The sequence below is a fragment of the uncultured Dubosiella sp. genome, assembly GCF_964018005.1.
Taxonomy (GTDB): domain Bacteria; phylum Bacillota_I; class Bacilli_A; order Erysipelotrichales; family Erysipelotrichaceae; genus Dubosiella; species Dubosiella muris.
Window position 1 is genome coordinate 1 of the sequence record NZ_CAXHOA010000012.1, and the last position, 20,794, is coordinate 20,794.

19 protein-coding genes are annotated in these 20,794 nt (G+C 48.0%); 2 read left to right on the top strand and 17 right to left on the bottom strand.

Annotated features, from left to right (window positions below):
• Window positions 1–217: 217 nt before the first annotated feature.
• The 6 genes from ABNS49_RS08975 to ABNS49_RS09000 all read right to left on the bottom strand — a co-directional run bounded on the left by ABNS49_RS08975 (window position 218) and on the right by ABNS49_RS09000 (window position 6,236).
• Window positions 218–409, bottom strand: a complete 192-nt coding sequence (locus tag ABNS49_RS08975) for a hypothetical protein (RefSeq protein WP_135980315.1) — start codon at window positions 407–409, stop codon at window positions 218–220.
• Complete coding sequence (locus tag ABNS49_RS08980; RefSeq protein ID WP_135980314.1) at window positions 409–1,395, bottom strand: oligopeptide/dipeptide ABC transporter ATP-binding protein; 987 nt, start codon at window positions 1,393–1,395, stop codon at window positions 409–411. Before ABNS49_RS08980 ends, ABNS49_RS08975 begins: the two co-directional genes overlap by 1 nt.
• A gap of 3 nt (window positions 1,396–1,398) precedes the next feature.
• Window positions 1,399–2,445 (bottom strand): ABC transporter ATP-binding protein, encoded by a 1,047-nt coding sequence (locus ABNS49_RS08985; RefSeq protein ID WP_135980313.1) that lies wholly within the window; start codon window positions 2,443–2,445, stop codon window positions 1,399–1,401.
• 15 nt (window positions 2,446–2,460) lie between these two features.
• On the bottom strand, window positions 2,461–3,372 hold the full coding sequence (gene opp4C, locus ABNS49_RS08990) for an oligopeptide ABC transporter permease (RefSeq protein WP_290091910.1): 912 nt from the start codon (window positions 3,370–3,372) through the stop codon (window positions 2,461–2,463).
• Between the two features lie 11 nt (window positions 3,373–3,383).
• Window positions 3,384–4,364 (bottom strand): ABC transporter permease, encoded by a 981-nt coding sequence (locus ABNS49_RS08995; RefSeq protein WP_135980311.1) that lies wholly within the window; start codon window positions 4,362–4,364, stop codon window positions 3,384–3,386.
• 177 nt (window positions 4,365–4,541) lie between these two features.
• On the bottom strand, window positions 4,542–6,236 hold the full coding sequence (locus ABNS49_RS09000) for an ABC transporter substrate-binding protein (protein ID WP_290091911.1): 1,695 nt from the start codon (window positions 6,234–6,236) through the stop codon (window positions 4,542–4,544).
• 164 nt (window positions 6,237–6,400) lie between these two features.
• Between ABNS49_RS09000 and ABNS49_RS09005 the strand changes: the two genes are divergently transcribed.
• Entirely contained in the window at window positions 6,401–6,934 is a 534-nt protein-coding gene (locus ABNS49_RS09005) for a DUF5662 family protein (RefSeq protein ID WP_135980309.1), read from the top strand.
• 1 nt (window position 6,935) lies between these two features.
• Here ABNS49_RS09005 and glmS read toward each other — a convergent pair whose 3' ends face one another.
• The 4 genes from glmS to rsmG all read right to left on the bottom strand — a co-directional run bounded on the left by glmS (window position 6,936) and on the right by rsmG (window position 11,343).
• Window positions 6,936–8,741 carry a glutamine--fructose-6-phosphate transaminase (isomerizing) gene (gene glmS, locus ABNS49_RS09010; protein ID WP_135980308.1) on the bottom strand — a complete coding sequence of 602 codons (1,806 nt, stop codon included), beginning with the start codon at window positions 8,739–8,741 and terminating at the stop codon, window positions 6,936–6,938.
• A gap of 240 nt (window positions 8,742–8,981) precedes the next feature.
• Window positions 8,982–9,863 (bottom strand): ParB/RepB/Spo0J family partition protein, encoded by an 882-nt coding sequence (locus ABNS49_RS09015; protein ID WP_135980307.1) that lies wholly within the window; start codon window positions 9,861–9,863, stop codon window positions 8,982–8,984.
• Window positions 9,860–10,639, bottom strand: coding sequence for an AAA family ATPase (locus tag ABNS49_RS09020; RefSeq protein WP_135980306.1), 780 nt, complete (start codon window positions 10,637–10,639; stop codon window positions 9,860–9,862). Before ABNS49_RS09020 ends, ABNS49_RS09015 begins: the two co-directional genes overlap by 4 nt.
• Entirely contained in the window at window positions 10,627–11,343 is a 717-nt protein-coding gene (gene rsmG, locus ABNS49_RS09025; protein ID WP_135980305.1) for a 16S rRNA (guanine(527)-N(7))-methyltransferase RsmG, read from the bottom strand. The genes ABNS49_RS09020 and rsmG overlap by 13 nt, the downstream gene beginning before the upstream one ends.
• Window positions 11,344–11,419: 76 nt before the next feature.
• Here rsmG and ABNS49_RS09030 point away from each other — a divergent pair, with 76 nt between their 5' ends.
• Window positions 11,420–12,034, top strand: coding sequence for a DUF4230 domain-containing protein (locus ABNS49_RS09030; RefSeq protein ID WP_277820810.1), 615 nt, complete (start codon window positions 11,420–11,422; stop codon window positions 12,032–12,034).
• Here the strand turns inward: ABNS49_RS09030 and ABNS49_RS09035 are convergent.
• From ABNS49_RS09035 to ABNS49_RS09065, 7 genes are read right to left on the bottom strand one after another with little or no spacing between them, the layout of a single operon-like run.
• Window positions 12,031–13,146, bottom strand: coding sequence for a CDP-glycerol glycerophosphotransferase family protein (locus ABNS49_RS09035; RefSeq protein WP_290091914.1), 1,116 nt, complete (start codon window positions 13,144–13,146; stop codon window positions 12,031–12,033). The two genes, ABNS49_RS09030 and ABNS49_RS09035, sit on opposite strands and share 4 nt — an antisense overlap.
• Window positions 13,147–13,155: 9 nt before the next feature.
• A complete protein-coding gene (locus ABNS49_RS09040; protein ID WP_348688174.1) occupies window positions 13,156–14,352 on the bottom strand; it encodes a CDP-glycerol glycerophosphotransferase family protein in 1,197 nt (398 codons plus the stop codon).
• Window positions 14,349–15,359, bottom strand: a complete 1,011-nt coding sequence (locus ABNS49_RS09045; protein ID WP_135980303.1) for an acyltransferase — start codon at window positions 15,357–15,359, stop codon at window positions 14,349–14,351. Before ABNS49_RS09045 ends, ABNS49_RS09040 begins: the two co-directional genes overlap by 4 nt.
• Window positions 15,359–18,706, bottom strand: coding sequence for a CDP-glycerol glycerophosphotransferase family protein (locus tag ABNS49_RS09050; protein ID WP_135980302.1), 3,348 nt, complete (start codon window positions 18,704–18,706; stop codon window positions 15,359–15,361). The genes ABNS49_RS09045 and ABNS49_RS09050 overlap by 1 nt, the downstream gene beginning before the upstream one ends.
• Window positions 18,707–18,708: 2 nt before the next feature.
• On the bottom strand, window positions 18,709–19,095 hold the full coding sequence (tagD, locus tag ABNS49_RS09055) for a glycerol-3-phosphate cytidylyltransferase (protein WP_135980301.1): 387 nt from the start codon (window positions 19,093–19,095) through the stop codon (window positions 18,709–18,711).
• A gap of 15 nt (window positions 19,096–19,110) precedes the next feature.
• The gene (locus ABNS49_RS09060; protein ID WP_135980300.1) at window positions 19,111–19,941 is read right to left on the bottom strand and encodes an ABC transporter ATP-binding protein; all 831 of its coding nucleotides are present in this window, start codon (window positions 19,939–19,941) and stop codon (window positions 19,111–19,113) included.
• A gap of 8 nt (window positions 19,942–19,949) precedes the next feature.
• Window positions 19,950–20,780, bottom strand: a complete 831-nt coding sequence (locus ABNS49_RS09065) for an ABC transporter permease (protein ID WP_135980299.1) — start codon at window positions 20,778–20,780, stop codon at window positions 19,950–19,952.
• Window positions 20,781–20,794 lie beyond the last annotated feature (14 nt).

Sequence of the window (20,794 nt, forward strand, 5' to 3'; positions counted from 1 at the left end):
CCCTTGTTTTGACTTTTTTAACAAGTTTGTCGTTTTCGAGAGGCGTTTCCTTAACGCTCACTTATCATACCGCACTCTTCATCAACTGTCAACTACTTTTTATAACTTTTTTAAATAAATTTAGATGACAGATAAAAGAGGAAAAAAAGAGCGAACAAAATCCTCTTTTCATAAGAAAAGCAGAAGAAGTTTCATCTTCCTCTGCTTTTCTGTTTTTTTAAAATATGAGTGTAAAAATCAAAATGACCAACGCAAGAATGAGAACTGCGCCAAGGATAACGGGTCCAAACACTTGAAAAGCCGCTTTATTCAACGCGCGAAAATCGTCTTTTTCAAGATCGTCGACTTTTCCTGGCCGCTTTTCTTTTTTCTCGAGCATTTCATGCATCGAAGGTCTGCGTTTTGCCATTAAAAGTCACCGGCAAACCAGCATTTTACAAAATGGCCTGGTTCGATTTCTTTCACTGGCGGTTCTTTTTCTTTGCAAATATCTTTCGCATACGGACACCGAGGGTGGAATTTGCATCCGCTCGGCGTATGCACGTTGCTTGGAATCTCGCCTTCGATCAATTTCATTTCATGGCGTTTTTCCGGATCCGGAATCGGAATCGCCGCGATCAAAGCTTGCGTATATGGATGTTGCGGATTTCCATAAATATTTTCTTTCGACGCGAGTTCGACCATTGTTCCTAAGTACATAACTCCAACGCGATCGGAAATGTGTTTCACAACTGACAAGTCATGCGAGATAAAAATGTAGGAAATGTTTTTTTCTTCCTGCATGTCTTTCATCAAGTTGATAATTTGCGACTGGATCGACACGTCCAACGCGCTGACCGGCTCATCGCAAATGATAAAGCTTGGATTCAAAGCCAGAGAGCGCGCAATCCCGATTCGCTGCCGCTGTCCACCGGAAAATTGATGTGGATACCGATAGCAGTAGTAGCTTGGCAGCCCGCATTTATCCATCAAATCTTTTACGTACGCTTCTAGTTCCGGTCCCCGCTTGAAAATTCCATGCGCGAGCAGCGGCTCCGCCAAAATGTTAAAAACATTCATCCGCGGGTTCAGCGAGGAATACGGATCCTGGAAAATAAACTGCATCTTCTCGCGCAGCTTTCGCATCTCCTTGCGCGATTTCTTCGAGATGTCCTCGCCCTCGAAAAGAACCGTTCCCGACGTCGGGTCGTAAAGACGAATGATCGTCCGCCCCAAGGTCGATTTTCCGCATCCGGACTCGCCAACAAGACCAAGCGTTTCGCCTTCGTATAAGTCGAACGTGATGCCATCGACCGCCTTGACACAAGGCGCGCCTTCTTTTAACCGGCCTTTCCCCAGTGGAAAGTATTTTTTGACATCGCGGACTTCCAATATTTTTTTACGTTCTTCAGCCATGATTTATACCTCCACTTCTTCCGTTACTTCCACAACTTCTTCCTCTACCTCATTTTCGTAAAGGAAACACCATACGCGGTGCCGGGAAGCAATTTTCGTCGCGGTCGGTTGTTTTTGACGGCAAATCGGCATCACATCCGGGCAACGATCCGCAAAATAACAGCCTTTTGGCAAATAAAGCGGGTTCGGCACGGTTCCCTCAATCGTGGCTAGCCGTTTTCCTTCCGAAACAAGCGAAGGCATCGAATGCATCAATCCAATCGTGTACGGATGCTTTGGATTTTTAAACAATTCGACAACCGGCGCCGTTTCCACGACTTTTCCCGCGTACATGACATTGACGTTGTCGGCTACCTGCGCTACGACGCCCAAGTCGTGCGTAATCAGCATGATACTCGTTCCGGTTTTTTCTTTGAGCTGATTCATCAAAGTCAAAATCTGCGCCTGAATCGTCACATCCAGCGCAGTTGTCGGCTCATCCGCAATCAAAAGCTTCGGATTGCACGATAACGCCATCGCGATCATCACACGCTGGCACATACCGCCGGAAAGCTGGAACGGGTAGTTGTCAATGACGCTTTCCGGGCGTGAAATGCCGACCGACGAAAGCAGGTCGATCGCGCGCTGTCTGGCCGCCTCTTTCGATACGGTTTCATGAATCGTAATATTTTCAATAATCTGGTCGCCTACTGTAAACACCGGGTTAAGCGACGTCATTGGTTCCTGAAAAATCATCGAGATCTCGTTGCCGCGAATATGGCGAATCTGCTCATCCGTCGCGGTCGCGAGATTCAACCCGTCCTCATCTTTCTCGACATCCCCCATATAAATGATTTTCGAACCCGGCATGATTTCGCCCGGTTCCGAAACCAGGCCCAAAATCGACATCGCGGTTACGGATTTTCCGCAGCCCGACTCGCCGACAATCGCCAAAGTCTCGTTTTCATACATTGTAAAATGGTTGCCGTCCACGGCTTTGGATTCGCCGTTTTTCGTATGGAAATACACGCGAAGATCTTCGACGCGCAAAATCTTTTTATTGACAGACATAGTAACCTCCGCTTCCTATTGAAGTTCTTTCGGGTCAAACGCGTCACGCAGACCTTCGCCAATCAGGTTGATTGAAACAACCGTCAGCAAACACATCAAGCCAGCCGGCATCCACTGCCAAGGATAATATTGGAAAATCCGCTGGTCGCGCGCCAGGTTCATCAAGTTGCCCCACGACGGCGTCGGCGGCATGACACCCATACCAAGGAACGAAAGACCAGCCTCCGTCAAAATCGCGCTCGCCATTTGTAGCGTCGCGTTGACGATGACAAGCGAAATGACGTTCGGCAGCAAATGGCGGAAGATTTTCGAAAAGTCCAAGAAGCCCAGCGCCGTACAAGCCTGCATAAACTCCTGCTCGCGCAGCGTCAGGATCTGTCCGCGCACCAGACGAGCCAGTCCAGGCCACGAAAGCACACCAATCAACAGCGCCACGGTATACATCTTCTGGTTTTGAGGAACCCATACCATCGTCGCCGCCACGGCGATAATCATTGGGGTAAACGGAAGCGCGTACACGATTTCCGAAAAGCGCATCAGCAAATTATCCGCCATGCCGCCATAATATCCGGAAATTCCGCCCACGAGACACCCTAAAACAACCGTCAGCAACGCCGCCAGCAAACCAACCATGATCGAAATCCGGCCGCCAAGGAACAAACGATACATACAATCGCGTCCCTGGTTGTCCGTTCCAAGCCAATGCGCGCCGCTTGGTCCCTGATTGGCAATCGACACGTCATAGTCATGAACGTCGATGCCCATGATCATCGGAACAAAAATCACACTCAATACAATCAATACGAAAATTACCAATCCGGCCATCGCGATTTTGTTCGCGCGGAATTTCCGCCACGCGATCATCCAAGGGCCGACCGATTCGATTTTTTCACCAGTATCCAATACCACTGCGTCTTTTTTAGCCATCGAAGTCCCCCCTATCCATCAACTTTGACACGCGGATCGACAAGCGAATAGCACAAGTCGCTCAGCAGGTTTCCTAAAATCATCAAAATCGCCGAGAAGACCAGACACGCCATGATCAGCGAGGTGTCGCGCTGATTGACCGCGTCGATCAGCACTTTTCCAATGCCCGGCCAAACAAATACCGTTTCCAAAATAACCGCGCCGCTAAACAACGACGGGATGTACAAACCAAGTAGCGTCACCAGCGGAATTTGCGCGTTTTTAAACGCGTGCTTGTAAATGACGGTTTTTTCCTTCAAACCTTTCGCGCGCGCCGTCCGGACGTAGTCCATATTGATGACTTCGACCATCGAGTTGCGCACATAGCGCGAGAACGTCGCAAACGAGCTGAACGCCAAAACCGTCACCGGCAAAATCGAGTGGACCGCCACATCGCAGAACTCCTGCCACGCGTTGTCGTAGCCAAAGCTTGCCAGCATCGTGTCGCGCATGCCTGAAATCGGCAGACCAAGATTGAGCGCCACGTAGAAAATCAAAACTAGCGCGAAGAAGAACGTTGGAACGCTAATTCCAAGCAGCGAGAACACGGTCCAGAAATTATCGAACACGGACCCTTTTTTCACGGCCTGCTTGATTCCAATCGGTATCGCGAACACCAGCGCCACAATGAGCGCGAGCGCGTTCAAATAAAAGGTGTTCCAAACATACGAGCCGATAATTTCTCCAACCGGCTTACGCAACGCGATCGAAGTTCCCAAATCTCCGGTCGCCAGACGCTGAAGCCAGCGGATATATTGTTCCGGCAGACTTTTGTCGAGTCCTAGCTTGGCACGAACTTCCTGACGTGTTTGCTCCGATGCGCGGCTTCCAGGCCCTAAATACGTGGTGACTTCATCCCCAGGCATCGCCTTGACAACGGAAAAAATCAGGATGGAAATGATCAAAACGACTGGAATCATCGTGAGCAGACGTTTAATCGTGTACTTAAACATAAATATTTCCTCCTCTCGAAAATCAAATTCATAATCAAAACTCTTTCAGATCAAAATCCCTGAAATCAAAGAATAAAAAGATGGAAAATCTATTTTTATTCTAATTTCCAAAAGGCAGTCTTTTGAAAATTAGAATAAGAGCAAGCCGTAATGACTTGCTCTTTATAGAGTCAGCTATTATTCAATTTCAGCCGAATCCAAAGCTTGAGCCCAGGAACGTACAGGACCTGTTTCTGTCAGTTTTACATTTTTCGCGTAAATGTTGAATAGTTCGGTTCCATAAATTGGCAAGTATGGAACCAATTCGTTTTCTGTGATCATCGCTTTCTTGTAGTTTTCAACGGACTGTTCCTCGTTCATCGTCGAACGGCCGGCTTTCAGTTCCGCATCCAGTTTCTCGTCCTTCAAACCAGCGTAGTTGTTTGGATCGCCGCTCATGAGGTTGTAGTTCGAATCCGCGTTCTCAACGCCCGTGTAGCTAGTCGCCATGAAGAAAACGTTCCAGTCGTTGTCGCCGCTGCCCGGAGTGACCGTATCCAGCAATGTGTTGAAGTCAACCGTGTTTTGTTTCAAGTCGACACCGATTTCCTTCCATGATTTCTGGATAATCGGAATGAGCATGTCGAGTACGGAGTTTCCTTCGCTCAGCAGGAACTTCACAGTCAGTTTTTGACCGTCTTTTTCACGGATGCCGTCGGCTCCGACTTTCCAGCCGGCGTCTTCCAGCACTTGTTTCGCTTTGTCGAGATCGTAGTCGAACGTTCTCAATCCGTCCAGTTTTTCCTCGCCCGTTACGATTTTTCCAAGGTTGGCCGAAACCGGGTTCCAGTAAATCGTCGGCACGTATCCAAGCGGGATTTCCTTCAATTCGTCGGAAGCTTCCGGATATTTGAAGTACGCGTCCGAGAATTCCTGCCGGTTTGTCGCGTAGGACAACGCCTGGCGAACAGCTGGATCGGCCGTCGCGCCGTTTTGGCAGTTGTAGCCAAAGTAACCTTCCGCCGGACGGAAATAGTGGTTGAACGTAAGTTTTTCATCCAACGAAGCCGGACCGATGACGTCGGCGTCAATGTTTTCCGCCAAATAGTTGATGTCGCCGTTTTGCAGCGAAGTCAGCTCTGTCGCTTCCGCGATCGTTTTAATGATAACGCGGTCAATCTTGTAGTCGCCCGTACCGGAATAGTTTTCGTTTTTCGTCAACGAAGCGCCGGACGCCTTGTCATACGAGTTCAACACGTATGGTCCCGAGCCCATCGGCTGGTCGTTTTTCGATTTGTAGTCGCCCAGATCGCCTTTTTTGTATTCGTATTGTTCATCCGAGATGATACCCATGCCGCCCAGCGTGCTGACGGAATCGTATTGCGTCTCCGTCAAGTGGAACGTAACGGTATGATCGTCCACGACTTCGATTCCACTGAAATCCTCAGCGTCGCCATCGTGGTATTCTTTATAGCCTTCGATATAGTCCGCCGTACCCGTGAAACGTCCGTCGTACGAAGGGTCCGCGATCAAAGTGAACGTGAACTTGACGTCATTGGCATCCAGATCCGTACCATCCGAGAATTTGATGCCTTCTTTGATTTTGAACGTGATCGTTTTTCCATCCTCGCTCACTTCCGGCATTTCCTCAGCCAAATATGGCTTCAATTCAGAATCCTTCGTGTAGCGAAGCAGTGGTTCGTAGATCATATCCACTACCCATCCGTCATAAGCGGACGAATAGAAAATCGGCGAGAACACGCCGGCCAATTCCTGTGTCGTACCGACGATCAATGGTTTGCTACTGGAACTGCCGCCGGAACTTCCACATCCTGCAAGCCCTAACAGCATCGAAGCCGACGCAAGACCCGCAAATAATTTACGTGAGTTCATTTTAATCTCCTCCTAAATAAAACTCTTTTAGATGTTTCAATTTTATCAACATGAAATTGCGTTTTCAAGAAATATTTGGTTTTTTCAACAGAAATGAAAGGCTTTTCGATTTTTTGAAAGCTTGTTTCTGCGTTTTTTTCATTTCGATATGATAAAATGGTTGTATGTACGACCTTACTAAAATCAAAGGACACTTGTCCACCATCAACAAACACAAAGCCGTCGTGACGTGGCTTTGCTTCCGATGCGGCCTCTACAAACAAGGCCTTCTGCACGATTTAAGCAAGTACACGCCGACCGAGCTAAAAACCGGATTCAAATACTACCAAGGATTCCGCTCGCCCATCGACGCCCAAAAGGAGGCGGAAGGCTGTTCGATGTCGTGGCTGCACCACAAAGGCAGAAATCCTCACCACTGGGAATACTGGCTCGACAACGCCAAAACCGGCGTCTGCGCCCAGCCGATGCCCAAACGCTACGTATACGAAATGTTTTGCGACCGCGTAGCAGCCAGCATGATTTACCAAAAAGAAAAGTACACTGATCACAGTGCACTTGATTATTATTTAAACGGCCGCAAGCGGATCATGATCCACCCCGAAACCGACCGGCTCATTTTATATTTGCTTTGCTATTTGTCGGAAAACGGACTCGACAAAACATGCGACTACATCCGCTCTTTGCCAAAAGACGATTAGACTATTCGACTGTGACGCTCTTGGCCAGATTTCTAGGCTGGTCGACGTTGCAGCCTTTTTCTTTCGCCGTGTAAAACGCGAACAGCTGCAAAAGAATCGTCGCCGGGATGCCCGCCAAATACGGATGGATGGCCGGGATCTCGATTTGCCGCTCGATCTTGTCCGAATGGATGCCTGGCGCCTTGATCAAAATGACCTTCGCCCCGCGCGCGATCGTCTCCTCGATATTCGAAATCGTCTTAGGCGCCACTTCCTTTTGCGTCGCCAGCGCGATCACGACCGTTCCTTCGTCAATCAACGCGATCGGGCCATGCTTCAATTCCCCCGCGTAATACGCGTCCGCGTGCACGTAGGAAATTTCCTTCAGCTTCAGCGCCCCTTCCAGCACGCTCACATAATCCAGCTGCCGGCCAATAAAGTACGCGTCGCGCTGATCCTGAAGCAGCCGCGCGTAACGTTCCATCACGTTCTCTTGTTCCAGCATCGCCTCGACGACATTTGGAATTTCCTTCAAGTCGTGAATGAACGTCTCCACGTCCCGCACCTGCGCGCCCGCGTTTTGCGCGAGCTTGACCATCATGGCCGCCAGCAAAACGAGCTGCGTCGTGTACGCTTTCGTGCTCGCCACCGCGATTTCCGGCCCCGCGCACGTATACATCGTAATATCCGCCAATCGAGCCAGTGACGAGTCGAGCACGTTGCTGATAGCCAGCGTCGTCGCCCCTTTTCGCAGGCACATTTTCAACGCTGCCAGCGTGTCGGCCGTCTCGCCCGACTGGGAAACGAAAATCGCCAAGGTTTTCGCGTTCACCGGATAGTTGCCGTAGCGAAACTCGCTGGCCGGCACGCACGTGATCGGCATATCCATCCATTCTCGGCCAAGGTACTGCGCGTACAACGAGGCGTGGTACGCCGTGCCGCACGCGATCAAATACACGTGGTCATAGTCGCGCAAATCAATCCCGTCCAGTTCCGGCATGACGATCGAATCCTCGATGCGGCCTCGCAGCGTTTCGCGAATGACGTAAGGCTGCTCGTGCATTTCCTTTTGCATAAACGTGTCGTAGCCGTTTTTTTGCGCGGCCTCCAAATCATACGGAATATGGATGCGCTTAGGCTCCACGATTTGTCCCTGCGCGTCGAAAATTTCAATCGAATCCGGCTTCAGGACCGCCATCTGGTTGTCTTCGAGCGTGATCATGTCTTTCGTGTACGCAATCAGCGCCGGGATATCGCTAGCGCAAAACGCCGCGCTGCCGTCCATGCCTAAAATCATCGGACTTTCTTTTTTCGCCACGTAAATCGTTTCCGGGTCGTCCACGGTCACGACGCACAACGCGTAGCTGCCTTCCAAATATCCCATGACTTTTCGCAACGCGGCCTTCATATCGCCTTGGTAGTAATAATCCAGCAAATGCACGATGACTTCGCTGTCGGTTTGAGACGCGAACGCGTACCCTTGCATGTCGAGCCCTTCCTTGATCGACTGGTAGTTTTCAATAATGCCGTTATGCACGATGGAAATCGTTTCCGCCGCGTTCGTATGCGGATGGGAATTCAAATTGGAAGGAATCCCGTGCGTCGCCCAGCGCGTGTGCCCGATCCCGGTATGCTGGTCGAACGTTCCACATTCCAGTTTTTCTTTCAAAACAGCCAGCGGCCCTTTGGCTTTGATTGTCACAAGCTCTTTTTCGTCCACTAACGTGATGCCAGCCGAATCGTATCCGCGATACTCCAATTTTTCCAGTCCCTGGATCAAAAAAGGCAGAGCCTCCCCTTTCCCGGTGTAAGCAGTAATTCCACACATAAAAAATCCTCCATTTTCTTTTCTTCATGGAGGATACTTGCTCGGATTTGTTCACGTTTCGCAACGTGGTTTTGTCCTTGGTTCAGACTGTATCAAGCCTCCAGATCACCCGCCGAATCTTTCGAAAAATCTGGTCCTCGTCAACTGCCGAAGCAGTCCTGGCGCTATTTTATACGATCTCCATGATTTTTCTAATTATACAGTGCGATCTGAAAAATACAAACTATTTCTTGTTGATTTTTACTCTTTTTCCATCAATTCGAGAATTTCGAGGATGCGCGTCAAATCGGAATCGCTTTCAAAATGAATCGTGATGTTGTGATTGGCGATTTTAACGTTCGTTTGGAAAAACTCCTCCATTTGCCGCTGGGCGTCTTTCACAAACAAGTTTTCCTGATATGGAATCGCCGCTGGCGCTTTTGGCTTCTTTTGCGCGCTTTCTTTCACCAGCTGTTCCACTTTGCGCACGGACAAGCCCTGGTCGATGGCCATCTTCGCGATTCGCCGCATATCCTCCTCGTTTTTCAGCGACAACAGCGCCCGCAAATGCCCCATGGACAACTGCTTGTCAATCGCCAGCTGCTGGACATCTTCCGGCAGGCGAAGCAGACGAAGCAAATTCGTGATGTGCTCCCGGCTTTTCCCGACTCGTTTGGCGAGCTGCTCCTGCGTGTAGTCGAGCTTGTGGATAAGCTGCTCGTACGCCTTGGCTTCCTCGATCACATTCAAATCTTCCCGCTGGATGTTTTCCAGCAAGGCGATTTCCATCATTTCCTGGTCGTCGAACTGGACGATGATGGCGGGAATCGTCGACAGCCCGGCCAGCTTGGTCGCCCGCAGACGGCGCTCGCCGGTAATCAAATCGTAGCCAGCGATACTTTTTTTAACAAGGATCGGCGTAAAGACACCATGCTGCTCGATCGACACTTTCAATTCCTGCAACGCGGCGTCATCGAACACCTTTCGAGGCTGATACGGATTCGGCCGGATCTCGTTGACCGGAATCTGCATCTGGTCCTGCACGACTGTGTCGATTTCCCCGTTTTGAATGTCATCGAGCACCTTGCTGACATCTTGTCCGAAAATCGTCGTCAACCCTTTTCCTAAACGCGATGTGCTCATTTTGTTTTCCCCTCATTTCTATTTAAAAATTCCTGGCATAATTCCATGTAGGCCATGGCCCCTTTGGAACGTGGATCGTATTCAAAAATCGAAAGTCCGCGGCTTGGCGCCTCGGAAAGACGAACATTGCGCGGGATGGAATTTTGGTATACGAGCTTCCCGAACGCCTGCCGGACGTCCTGCGACACTTCCACGCTTAAATTCGTCGTGTTGTTAAACATCGTCATCAAGATCCCCTCGATCTTGAGGCCGGCGTTGGATGTTTGCTGGACGATTCGAATCGTAATGAGCAGCTGAGTCACCCCTTCCAGCGCGTAATATTCGCACTGGACCGGAATTAAAACGCTGTTGGCCGCTGTCAGCGCGTTGGTATTGAGCAAACCAAGCGAAGGCGGACAGTCAATCAATATATAGTCGTATTCGTCTTTAATGGGATCCAAAACGTTTTTCAGCAGCATTTCCTTGCCGCTTCCCATTTTATCCATCATCAAATCCGCGCCCGCCAGCGACATATTGGCCGGCAAAATATCGACGCCGCTGTTTTCGTCGTGGACAATCGTGTCCCGAATCGGATAGTCTTCCATCAAGACCGCGTAAATGGTGGGCTGCCCTTCGCTTGTCAGCGCGCCCAGGCCTTGCGAGGCATTGCCTTGCGAATCAAAATCCACAAGGAGGACTTTTTTATGGAGCTTGGCGAGTCCGCTCGACAAGTTGATGGCGGTCGTCGTCTTGCCGACGCCTCCTTTTTGATTCGAGATCGCGATTATTTTTCCCATGTTTCCTCCTCTAGCGGTTTCTTTTTGATTTGTCCGTAAGCCCGCGGATATTTTTTTGGTGTCGGCCGCGTCTTTTTAAAATAAAAATTAATGCGGGATGCGCCATCCTCGATCGTCGTTTTTTCTTCTCTGACGAGCTGGATCCCGAGTTCGCGAATGGCTTTTTGCGCCGCCTTCAGCTCCTCGTCGCCGTTTTTCCCTTTCAAGGCGACCATGATTCCATCCATTTTCAGCAAAGGGACGCAAAGCTCCAGCAAAACCGACAGCTTGGCGACCGCCCGCGCGCATACGATTTGAAAAGAATCGCGGTGCTCTTTGACATAGTCTTCCGCCCGCGCGTTGGCGATTGTGACTTTCTGCAAACCGAGCTGGTCGACGACTTCGCTCAAAAAACGGCACCGCTTTTGCAGTGGTTCGAGCAGCGTCATGTCACAATCCGGAAAAGCGATTTTCACCGGAATGCCCGGAAAGCCGGCGCCGCTGCCCACATCGCACATCGACGTGGGACGCAGCGAGGCAAACGGAAGAATCGAATCGTAAAAATGCTTTTCCCACACTTCGTTTTCCTCGGTAATCGCCGTGAGGTTCATTTTCTCGTTCCATTGTTGTAAAAGCTTCATATATTGTTCAAATTGCGCGATCTGCCGGTCTGTCAAATCCACACCGGTTTGATGCAGCGCCTCGATAAATTGGTTTTTTGTCATAAGGGCCTCCATGGGAATTATTATAACACGATTCATATGGTATTCACATCTGTTTAAAATATGCTATGATGGAAACATGAAAAAATTGAAAAACTGGAAATCCTACGTGACCATGCTTGTCGTTGGCATTTTGATTGGCGCCTTCCTCTTTTTCGGAATGGTGAATTTGAATATCGGACAAAGCGAGCCGAAAGTGACGCAGACGACCGTTCTGGAGCAGCTGCAAAGCGCTTCGGATCTCATTACGACCGATTACCATTACTCCAAAGTCGGACGCTATGAAAACTCGCTGGAAATCAACGGATGGTCGATTCCGCTTACGAACAAATACTTTATTTTGACTTATGAAGGAGAAGTCCAACTAGGAATCGACTTGACGAAAGCGGACATCGCGGTGCGCGGCGACACGATTGCGATTACGCTGCCGCCTGTCGAAGTGCTTTCCAACGCGATTGACGAAAAAAGCATCGAAGTGTACAACGAGTCGAAAAACGTGTTCAATCCCATCAGCGTCAACGACTATAAAGAATTTGCGATCCAGCAAAAAGAAGCCGTCGACAAAGAGCTGGAGGAAAAGAACATTTACGAAATCGCCAAGGAAAACACGATCAAATCCATCTCCCAGCTTTTAAACATGTCCGACGCGATTCGCGACCAATACAAACTGGATATAAAATTTAAAGACGCCTAGGCGTCTTTTTTTTGTTGTTTCATCTGCTGTTCGATCCAGCGCACGATCCGCGCGGTGTTTTTTCCATCCGTGTGCACGATGTATTTTTTATGAAAATCATATAATTTTTCATAATCATACGCCGCAAGATTTCGCAAGGCGTCCACGACTTCCATTTCGGTTTGGCAAATCGCGCCAGGAAAGTCTTTTTCATATTCCATATTCAATCCGATCGTCCGCTTGTATTTTTCCAAATCCGGAACAAAGGAGATCATCGGTTTTTTCAAAAGCGCGTAATCGAAAATCACGCTGGAATAATCGGAAATCAGACAGTCGCTCACATGCATCAAAGTATACAAATCCTCTTGATTGACCGCGATCGCGTTGGGCGCTTGAAACCGGATATCCCCAAGCAGCGGATGGAACTTGTATAAAATCATCACATCGTCCGGCAGCGTGTCGGCCATTTGATCCAAATGCAGCGACTCGACTTCAAAACCATCAATGATATTGCCGCGAAACGTCGGCGCGTACAGGACGCACCGCTTCGTCTTCGTTTGCGGATAGCGTTCGTAAAACGCGGCGACATTCGCTTCCATACGCGCTTGATCCAGCAAGTCGTCGATCCGCGCCATGCCGACATTCATCACTTGTTCCGGCCGCACGCCAAACGCCTGGGCGTAGCACGATTGCCAATACGATGAAGAGGCGACAATGGCGTTGTAGTTTTTAATTTCGTATTGCCGGTGAATTTGATTGCCAAACTTCTTCACCGCGCCGGCCGCGTGCCACACTTGCAGCACGATCGTTTCCTGTGGTTTCATCCGCGAAATCACGTAGTTGTTGTCATTGAGAATGACAAGACGGGAACGCTTCAATTCCACGACTTGTTTGAGGCAATTCAAAAAGTAAAGAAAATCGCCCCAAAGATTTTTTTTAAACACGACGAGATTGTACCGAAGCTCGTACCCGCCATGGCGTTGCAGCGCGTCGGAAATTCTTTTAAAGTCGGAAGTTAAGTGATCGGAAGTCAAGGAAATAAACGTGATCCGATTCGGGACTGGACGAAGAAAAAACGTGCAGAAATCCACGATTGCCAACGCGATATTTAAAATGATCTTGTTCAATCCCATTGTCGTCACCTACCGATCTTTCGCCAGCACATCAAGCACTCGCCGGGCGGCATGCCCGTCTTTCCGATTGTTGAACATGGCGTTGAAACGTTCCAACGCAGAGTAATCATAATCGCCATGACCAATCGCGTCCAGCATTTCTTTCTCATCCCGGTAAATCCGGCCTGGCAAGTCCTGATGGATGTTTAAATAAAAACCACGCAAATCCGACGCGTACTCTTCCAAATCGTACATGTAAAAATAAATCGGACGTCTCAAAATCGCGTAATCAAAGAACACGCTGGAATAATCCGTCACCATCGCGTCCGCGATAATGTACAGTTCGCTGATTTCCGCGCTGGCGGGAATCGAATACAAAAACCCATCCAGCCGCGTGTCTTTTTCATATTGATTAATAATCAAGTAATGCGGTTTAAAAACGACAACCGTATCTTCTGGAAGCCGCTTTTTCCATTCCAGAAAATCGACTTGCAGCTCAAACGTGTAGCCCGCCGCCACATACGAGTTGTCCCGCCAAGTCGGCGCGTACAAAACCACTTTTTTATCGAGCGGGATGTTGTACTTTCTTTTGATAGCCATCCAGTCCTCGTTCGTATAATTGGATAAAAAGTCGTTGCGCGGATACCCGGTTTCAATGAGGCGCTCGCGATTGATTCCAAACGAGGTTTGAAACACCTCCGTACAAAACTTGTTCGGCGAAATCATATAATTATAGCGAGCCACGTCGACATCATAGCTTTTTACCATCTCGTCATATGAAATTCCGGAACGATAAAAGGTCGTGTCCTTGGCCACGTCGATATCGTGCGCGAGGCGCTTGAGCGGCGTGCCGTGCCACGTTTGCAAATACACCTGGTTTGGCTTTTTCCAAATGTACGTCGGCATCTTGCAGTTGATGATCCAGAACTTCGCGCGCGACAAATAGTAAAAATACGGAATGCTGAAATATTCCACGATTTTCGCACCCGGGATTTTCACATCCTTTTTCCGATGATTTTTAATGAACCATATAAACCGGTATCCTTCAAATCGCGGGTCGGCTTTCATTGCCTCGTAAATCGCTTTTGGATTGTCCGAGTATCCGCGGCCATGAAAGGAAATAAAGATCACGAGTTTTGGATCGACGGGAATGAGCCGATACGTCAGCTTGTAGCCAACTCGAACGAGTTTTCCCGCTATTTTTTTTAAATATCTCAAGATTTTCATAGCAGTGTTCTCACCTTCCTAGTCATTCGCTGAAAGATTTCAGCCAGTACAGCCACGCCAATCAAACAAACGCAAAAATAAAGGATCGGGTATGCAGGCAAACCAAACGTTTTTCCAACAATCATCGGAATCCGCTGCAAAATATAAATGCCGAAGATCCGTTCGCCGACCCACAAAAGAAATGGATCGTCCAGCTTCCATTTCATCATCACCCAAGTCACAAGCAACGCGAATAAAATCGCGTGCGCCTCATAAAACACCATGGACTTGCGGAGTCGATAGCAAACGACAAATCCCGTGGCCAGCAAAAGAAGAATGGCGCCATAGCGAAACGACGATCCTTTCACAAAACGATCGACTCGTTCCTGACTGGCACAAAAAATCATACCTGCCGGATAGCATAGAAACGTATTGTACCACCGGGTTCCGCTTCGGCTCTCTTGGAGCCACACCATCGCGAACAGCGACAAAACGACCATCGCGAACAACGCGTATTTTTTTTCTTTAAAAATTTGAAAGCAGGCGTATGTCATGGCGTACAACAGCAAAATCACGAACAAATACCAGTTCGAGTTCCCAACGCTTTCCCATCCGATACACGCGTATAAAATATGGGAAATTGAATAGGATTTTCCTAAAAAGTGCTGAATGACGACATACATGGCCACCGCCAACGAAAACAGGACGATCATCTCGCAAATCTTTTTTGGGATTTTCTCCAAATACCGTTCCTTTTGCCGCTCCAGACAATACATCACGCCATAACCGGAATAAAACAAAAATGTCGTCACGACGAGCTGACTCAACATTTTCCGAATCACGTAGTAGCCCTCGCTGTATGGAAGCGGAACGGTTAAATACTGGCAAAAATGCGACAGGAAAACCAAAAGCACAAAAATCCCGTTGATTTGAATTGTCGTCTTATGGGATAAATAATCCGAATTCCACCGTGTTGGCCGTCCATGCGCCAGCACCTGCAATCCCAGCAAGCCAAAAACAACCGTCATCAAACAATCTCGTCTTTCTTCAAGCATTCAATAAGGCGATCGGTATTTTTCCCGTCTTCAAAGGTCACAAGCTCCTTATACCGTTTTCGGTACAGCGGAACTTGTCCGCTTTCATAATTTCGAACAATGCACGCCGACAAATCCGACGCGTTCATGCAAATATCGCCAAACGCGTTGTCCGGATTGAGCATCAGCTTGGTGTTCTCGCCATAGTTCTCCAGACTCTCGTCTTTTTCCTCCCAATAGAAAATCACGTTGCTTCCCCGATAAAAGGCGTCGTACGCAATGGAGGAATAATCGGTGATCAAAATCTTGGCTTGTTTGAGCACGTCATCATACTTCGTTTCCGTACTAATGTATTTTTGCAACGGATACGTCTTTCCTTTGACGGCATCCAAAAACAAAGGATGAACGAGCACGGTGACCTTTTCGCGCAGCGATTCGGGAATCGCCTCGATCATTCGCTCAATCATATGATAATACTTCGTTTCCGTAAAATCATACCGCGCCTCGTTGTATTCCCAAGGACGCCATGTCGGCATAATGACGATTCGATCCGCCGTCGGCAGCCATTCGTTTTTATCAAACTTCGGCAGTCCGGTAATATACAACACGTCTTCCGGATACCCGCCCAGCTCGATAAAGTGGCGAGCCTCAGCCACCGAAGAAGTCACGACCCGGTACTTTCCTTTTAATTTTAATGGTTTGAAAAATCTTCTCGATTCAGAATCCAGTGACACCATGTACATCACGCCATGTTGAAGGAACACGTAATTGTTGTTTTTGTCCTCCAGCTTTTTCAAGGCGTGGCGGTTGGCAATTCGCAAATCAATCGAGTGCACGAGCATTTCCGATCCAATGAATGTCGTCGCGCGGAAAAATTTCAAGTAATGCTTAAAACTTCCTTTGAAAACGATATGGGAGCGATACTTTTTCGGAATCGACTGAATAAATGGATACGTTGGATCCAGGACGAAATCCACGTTTTCATATCCTTGGTCGATTAAACGCTCATACACGACGGACGCACTTTCCTCATACCGAGCGCTTTCCTTTTCAAACATTAAAATGCTTTTTTTCTTTGGAAGCAGCTTTGCCAGAAAATAAGCGGCGTTGATTTTAAGCTGCTGCCAAGGCGTGTCGCTAATATTCGTTTTCCGTACGGTAAAATACATCAAGTTGTTTTTCGACTGCCGGAAAAATACGGAAGTGTTGTATTCCGGAATCTGAATGACTTTTCCTTGATACAGTTCCCCTTTTCTTCGATCCTGGATTCGATACAAAATGCCTTTTTCCAATCCGAATCCTCGGGAATCGGTATAAGACAAATACACTTTGTTTTGAATATCGAATCGTTCGATTTCCTCATAATCCAACGCAAATGTGTAGGAAACCAAAGCCCTCCCTTTTCCAAGCCGGAAAAGCGTATGAAAACGCGAAGGAAGAATTTCATCGTGAATCTTGATTTGAAGCTGTTCCACCGGAAGATCAAGCGGATTGAGCAAAACGCCCACGCTACGCGCGATCCATTTCCGTCCTTGCTGGCGGAATGAATTTCTGACGTTGCCGATAGCGACCGCGTAGTTGTAGTAGTGGAGCGGATCGTCCTTGAACAAGTCATGGACGTCTTCCATGGAGTTGTCGATAATTTGCGAATACACCGCTGGCGCCCGTTTGATTTTCGCTTTATACTCCCGGTTCAAAGCGATGGTCCCAACTAAGACCCGCGGCAGGATTTCCAGCGTTTTGGGACAAGGAAACGATTCGATTTCAAAATCCATATACCGGCTGTGCCGGGAAATCGTCACGGTTTGCGCCGGTTCGATGGAATAAAAATGTCGTTTTCTTTCCATCTCCAGCACCGGCTTTAAAGATTTCTTAAAGAGCCGGTAGAAAAAATCGCTTTCCAGCGAAAGCCGAAGCCGAATGAGCTCGTTGATATAAAATCCGTATTTTTTCACGAGCCCGTAAAACTGAATGGTTTCCGGCAGCTGACGAATAAATTCCACTTCTTTTTTTCGAATCACGCCGCGAAACGCCACCACGATGTTGTGATCGGGATGGTCCCGCTGGATCTTCACGATTTGCTGGGCGATGTACTCGTTATAAGCCGGCGCGTTCAAATTGCCGACATAAACAAGCAGGTTTTCTTTTCCGTTGTTCGGGGCGTTTTCGATTCGCAAGTCCGACGGATTTCCCGTTGTCAGCAAATCTATAATTTTTTCCGGGATATCTTTGGCGCGGTAAGGACAAAACTCGTTCCAAAACAAAGTCCGGTCTTCCACTTTCGGATCGTTGAATTGCTGAACGACTTCCTCCACCGTTTCGCATTGAGGAAAGGGCAGCTTGTCAATCGAAAAGTACGTTCCCCGCTCGCTCATATATTCTTCCAAATCGTACGTAAATAAAATGATTTTTCGATTCGTCACACCAAAATCAAACATGACGCTGGAATAGTCGGTAATCAAGCCATCGCAGGCGGACAACACATCGTATGTTTCGTAATCCGATGGAAACGCCCGAACATGGCGGTACGTGGAAAAATCAATCGTATTCCCGACTAAAAAATGAAGATTGACCAGCAGTACCTGGTCGTCGGCAAGCTTTTCGTCCAGTTCCTTCAAATAGCCTTCAATGACTTTCTTTTGGATCTCGATCGACGCTTTCCGTCCCGTTCCCCGCCACGTCGGCATATAGGCAAACACTCTTTGATGGTTCAAGCCCAACGTTTGACGCATCTTCTTTCCAAATGCCTCATCGGCCAAATGCCAGTTTCTTGGATAGTCGCACGATAAAATCTTTCCGCGATATAGGTTTTCCAGCATGTAGTCTTTCATAAAGACCGCTTCCGTTAGCGGATTGGGAAACAGCGCGTAATCGCACATCAAATAATTTTTTTGAATATTGGAAAGCGAAACCGCGTTTTCCAGATCGCTTTTTCCCAATGTTTTTAACGGCGTGCCATGCCATGTGTTTAAATAGACTTGCTCATCCCGTTTTAAGAAATACACGGGAAAGGAGTTGTCCGTCAGCAAATATTTCGCGCTCGCCAGCTTTTTTTTGTATTCCTCGCTGTCGCGAATGACCAGTTCGATGTTCCAGCCATAAAACGCAAAGCGCTTTTTCGCGCTTTCCTTCGTTTCCTCGGTGACGACGAAAACCGGATGAAGCGATTTCCATTTCGGATTGCGGCAAATTTCCTCCAGCAGCGCGAACATGTTTCCATTCGTGTTTTTTCCCTGCCCGGCTTCCAAAAGAATATGATTTTCACAAATCGGAAGCGTGCTGTATTTTCGAAAGTTGGACGCGTCGCTTTTGAATTTATTGATCAATTTTCTAAATCGCATCGTTAGCCCTTCAATTCATCTTTGATTTGCGTCGTCGAAACGCCTTCCGTTCTTGGCAGGTAGACGACTTCGCAATAATCCTTCAATTCATCGAATTTATCTTTCCAGTCGTCCCCCATCACAAACACGTCGACATCGTGTTCCTGAATGTCCTTGACTTTCTGATCCCAGCACGTTTCCGGAATGACTTCATCCACATATCGAATCGCCTTGACGATTTCCATACGATCCTTGTCGCAGATTTGACACTTTTTTCCTTTGATCGCGTTAAACTCGTCGCTGCTGACCGCCACGATCAAATAATCGCCCAGCGCCTTCGCTCTTTTTAAAATATTCAAATGTCCGATATGAAACAAATCGAATGTTCCGTATGTAATGACTTTTTTCATGTTCAACCCCCTGTTTTACGAAAAGATCTTTTTCAAAAATCCCTTTTTCTCTTCTTTTGGCAAAAGCCTTTTTTTAAATTTCTCATCCAAAAATTTCTGCTTTTCCTTGCCTTTGAGTCCATTGAGCAAGTCGACGTATTCCGAATAATGCTCCGCTACCTCGTTCACCGGACCGATTTCCCGCAACTGTCCGCCTTCGATCCACATCCCCGTCGTGCAAAAGTTTTTCACTTGCTCCAGCGAGTGGGAAATGAAGAAAATCGTCTTTCCTTTGTCGTTGCGCAGCTGCATCATTCGATCCAGGCATTTTTTCGCGAATCCTTTGTCGCCAACCGACAACGCCTCGTCGACAATAAAGATATCGGGATCCAGCGCCAGCGAAATCGAAAAACCAAGTCTTGATTTCATTCCGCTGGAATACTTTTTCACCGGCTGGTATAAAAAGTCGCCAAGCTCGGAAAAATTGATCACATCCTGGGTGATGGCTTCGATTTCCTTTTTTTTCAATCCCATCAAAGCGCCTTTGACTTTGATGTTTTCCAACCCTGTCAGCTGCATGTTCAATCCCGTGTTGATGGCGATCAAAGCCTGCTCGCCATGGACCGTGATTTTCCCGGTGTCGATGTCCGAAATTCCGGACAGCAGCAGCGACAGCGTTGATTTTCCGGATCCGTTCGTTCCCAAAATTCCCACGACATCGCCTTTTTCGATTTGAAACGACACATCCTTTAACGCGTAAAACCGCTTGTTCGCGCTTTTGTGCTGGTTGTCCTTGTTGCGTAGCTCATAAATCTTGGAAACATGATCCGCGACTACGGCGTATTGTTTTTCGTCTTTTTTTTCCATGTTTCCTCCTAAATCAGATCAATGAATTTCTTTTTGAACTTGTACATGAGCATACAGCCAATCGTGAAGGCCGCCAACGTGAAAAGCCAGAAGTAAGCGGTCAGCGCCGGATGGTCCCAAAAGTTTTTTTGATAAAACACCGAATCGCGATATCCGTTGACGATGTAATAAAACGGGTTCAGCTTCATGATCGCGTTCAAAACGGTATGGAACGGCACATTGCTGTTAAAGTGGCAGTTCCAAATCAGCGGTGTGAAATAAAACAGCATCCGCGTCAGAGAAGTGACGAGCTTTTTCACGTCGCGCCATAACATCGTCAAGACGGAGAGAATCAAACCGATCGCTTCCACGATCACAAACGCGCAAAACGCGTAATACACTAAATTCAGCCAATACAAACTAGGCAAATAACCAAAGATCAGCAACGCCGCGAACGCGATGACGAGCATGCACAAGTGGTTGAAAAACTCTTTGCATACCACCGTCGCCGGCAAAACCGAAACCGGGAATTTCATTTTCGTAATCACATTGATTTTCGAATGGATCGCGGAACACCCCTGGGTGATGCAAGGCTGGATGAACCACCACGCCGCGTAGCCTACGATCAGCCACAGCAAATATGGCACCTCGATTCCATTCACCTCGATTGGTTTGCGGTTCCACGCGACACCAAAGATCAGCCAGTACGTAAAGACCTGGATCGTTGGCGACAGGAAATTCCAGACGATTCCAAATTTGGAATCCCGCATATCCGCCAGCAGCTCGTATTTGGCGATGCTGTAAATTCGAAATACGTTGGAAAAATTTTCTTTTAATACGTATTGAATACTTTTAAACATGGACAACTCCTTTT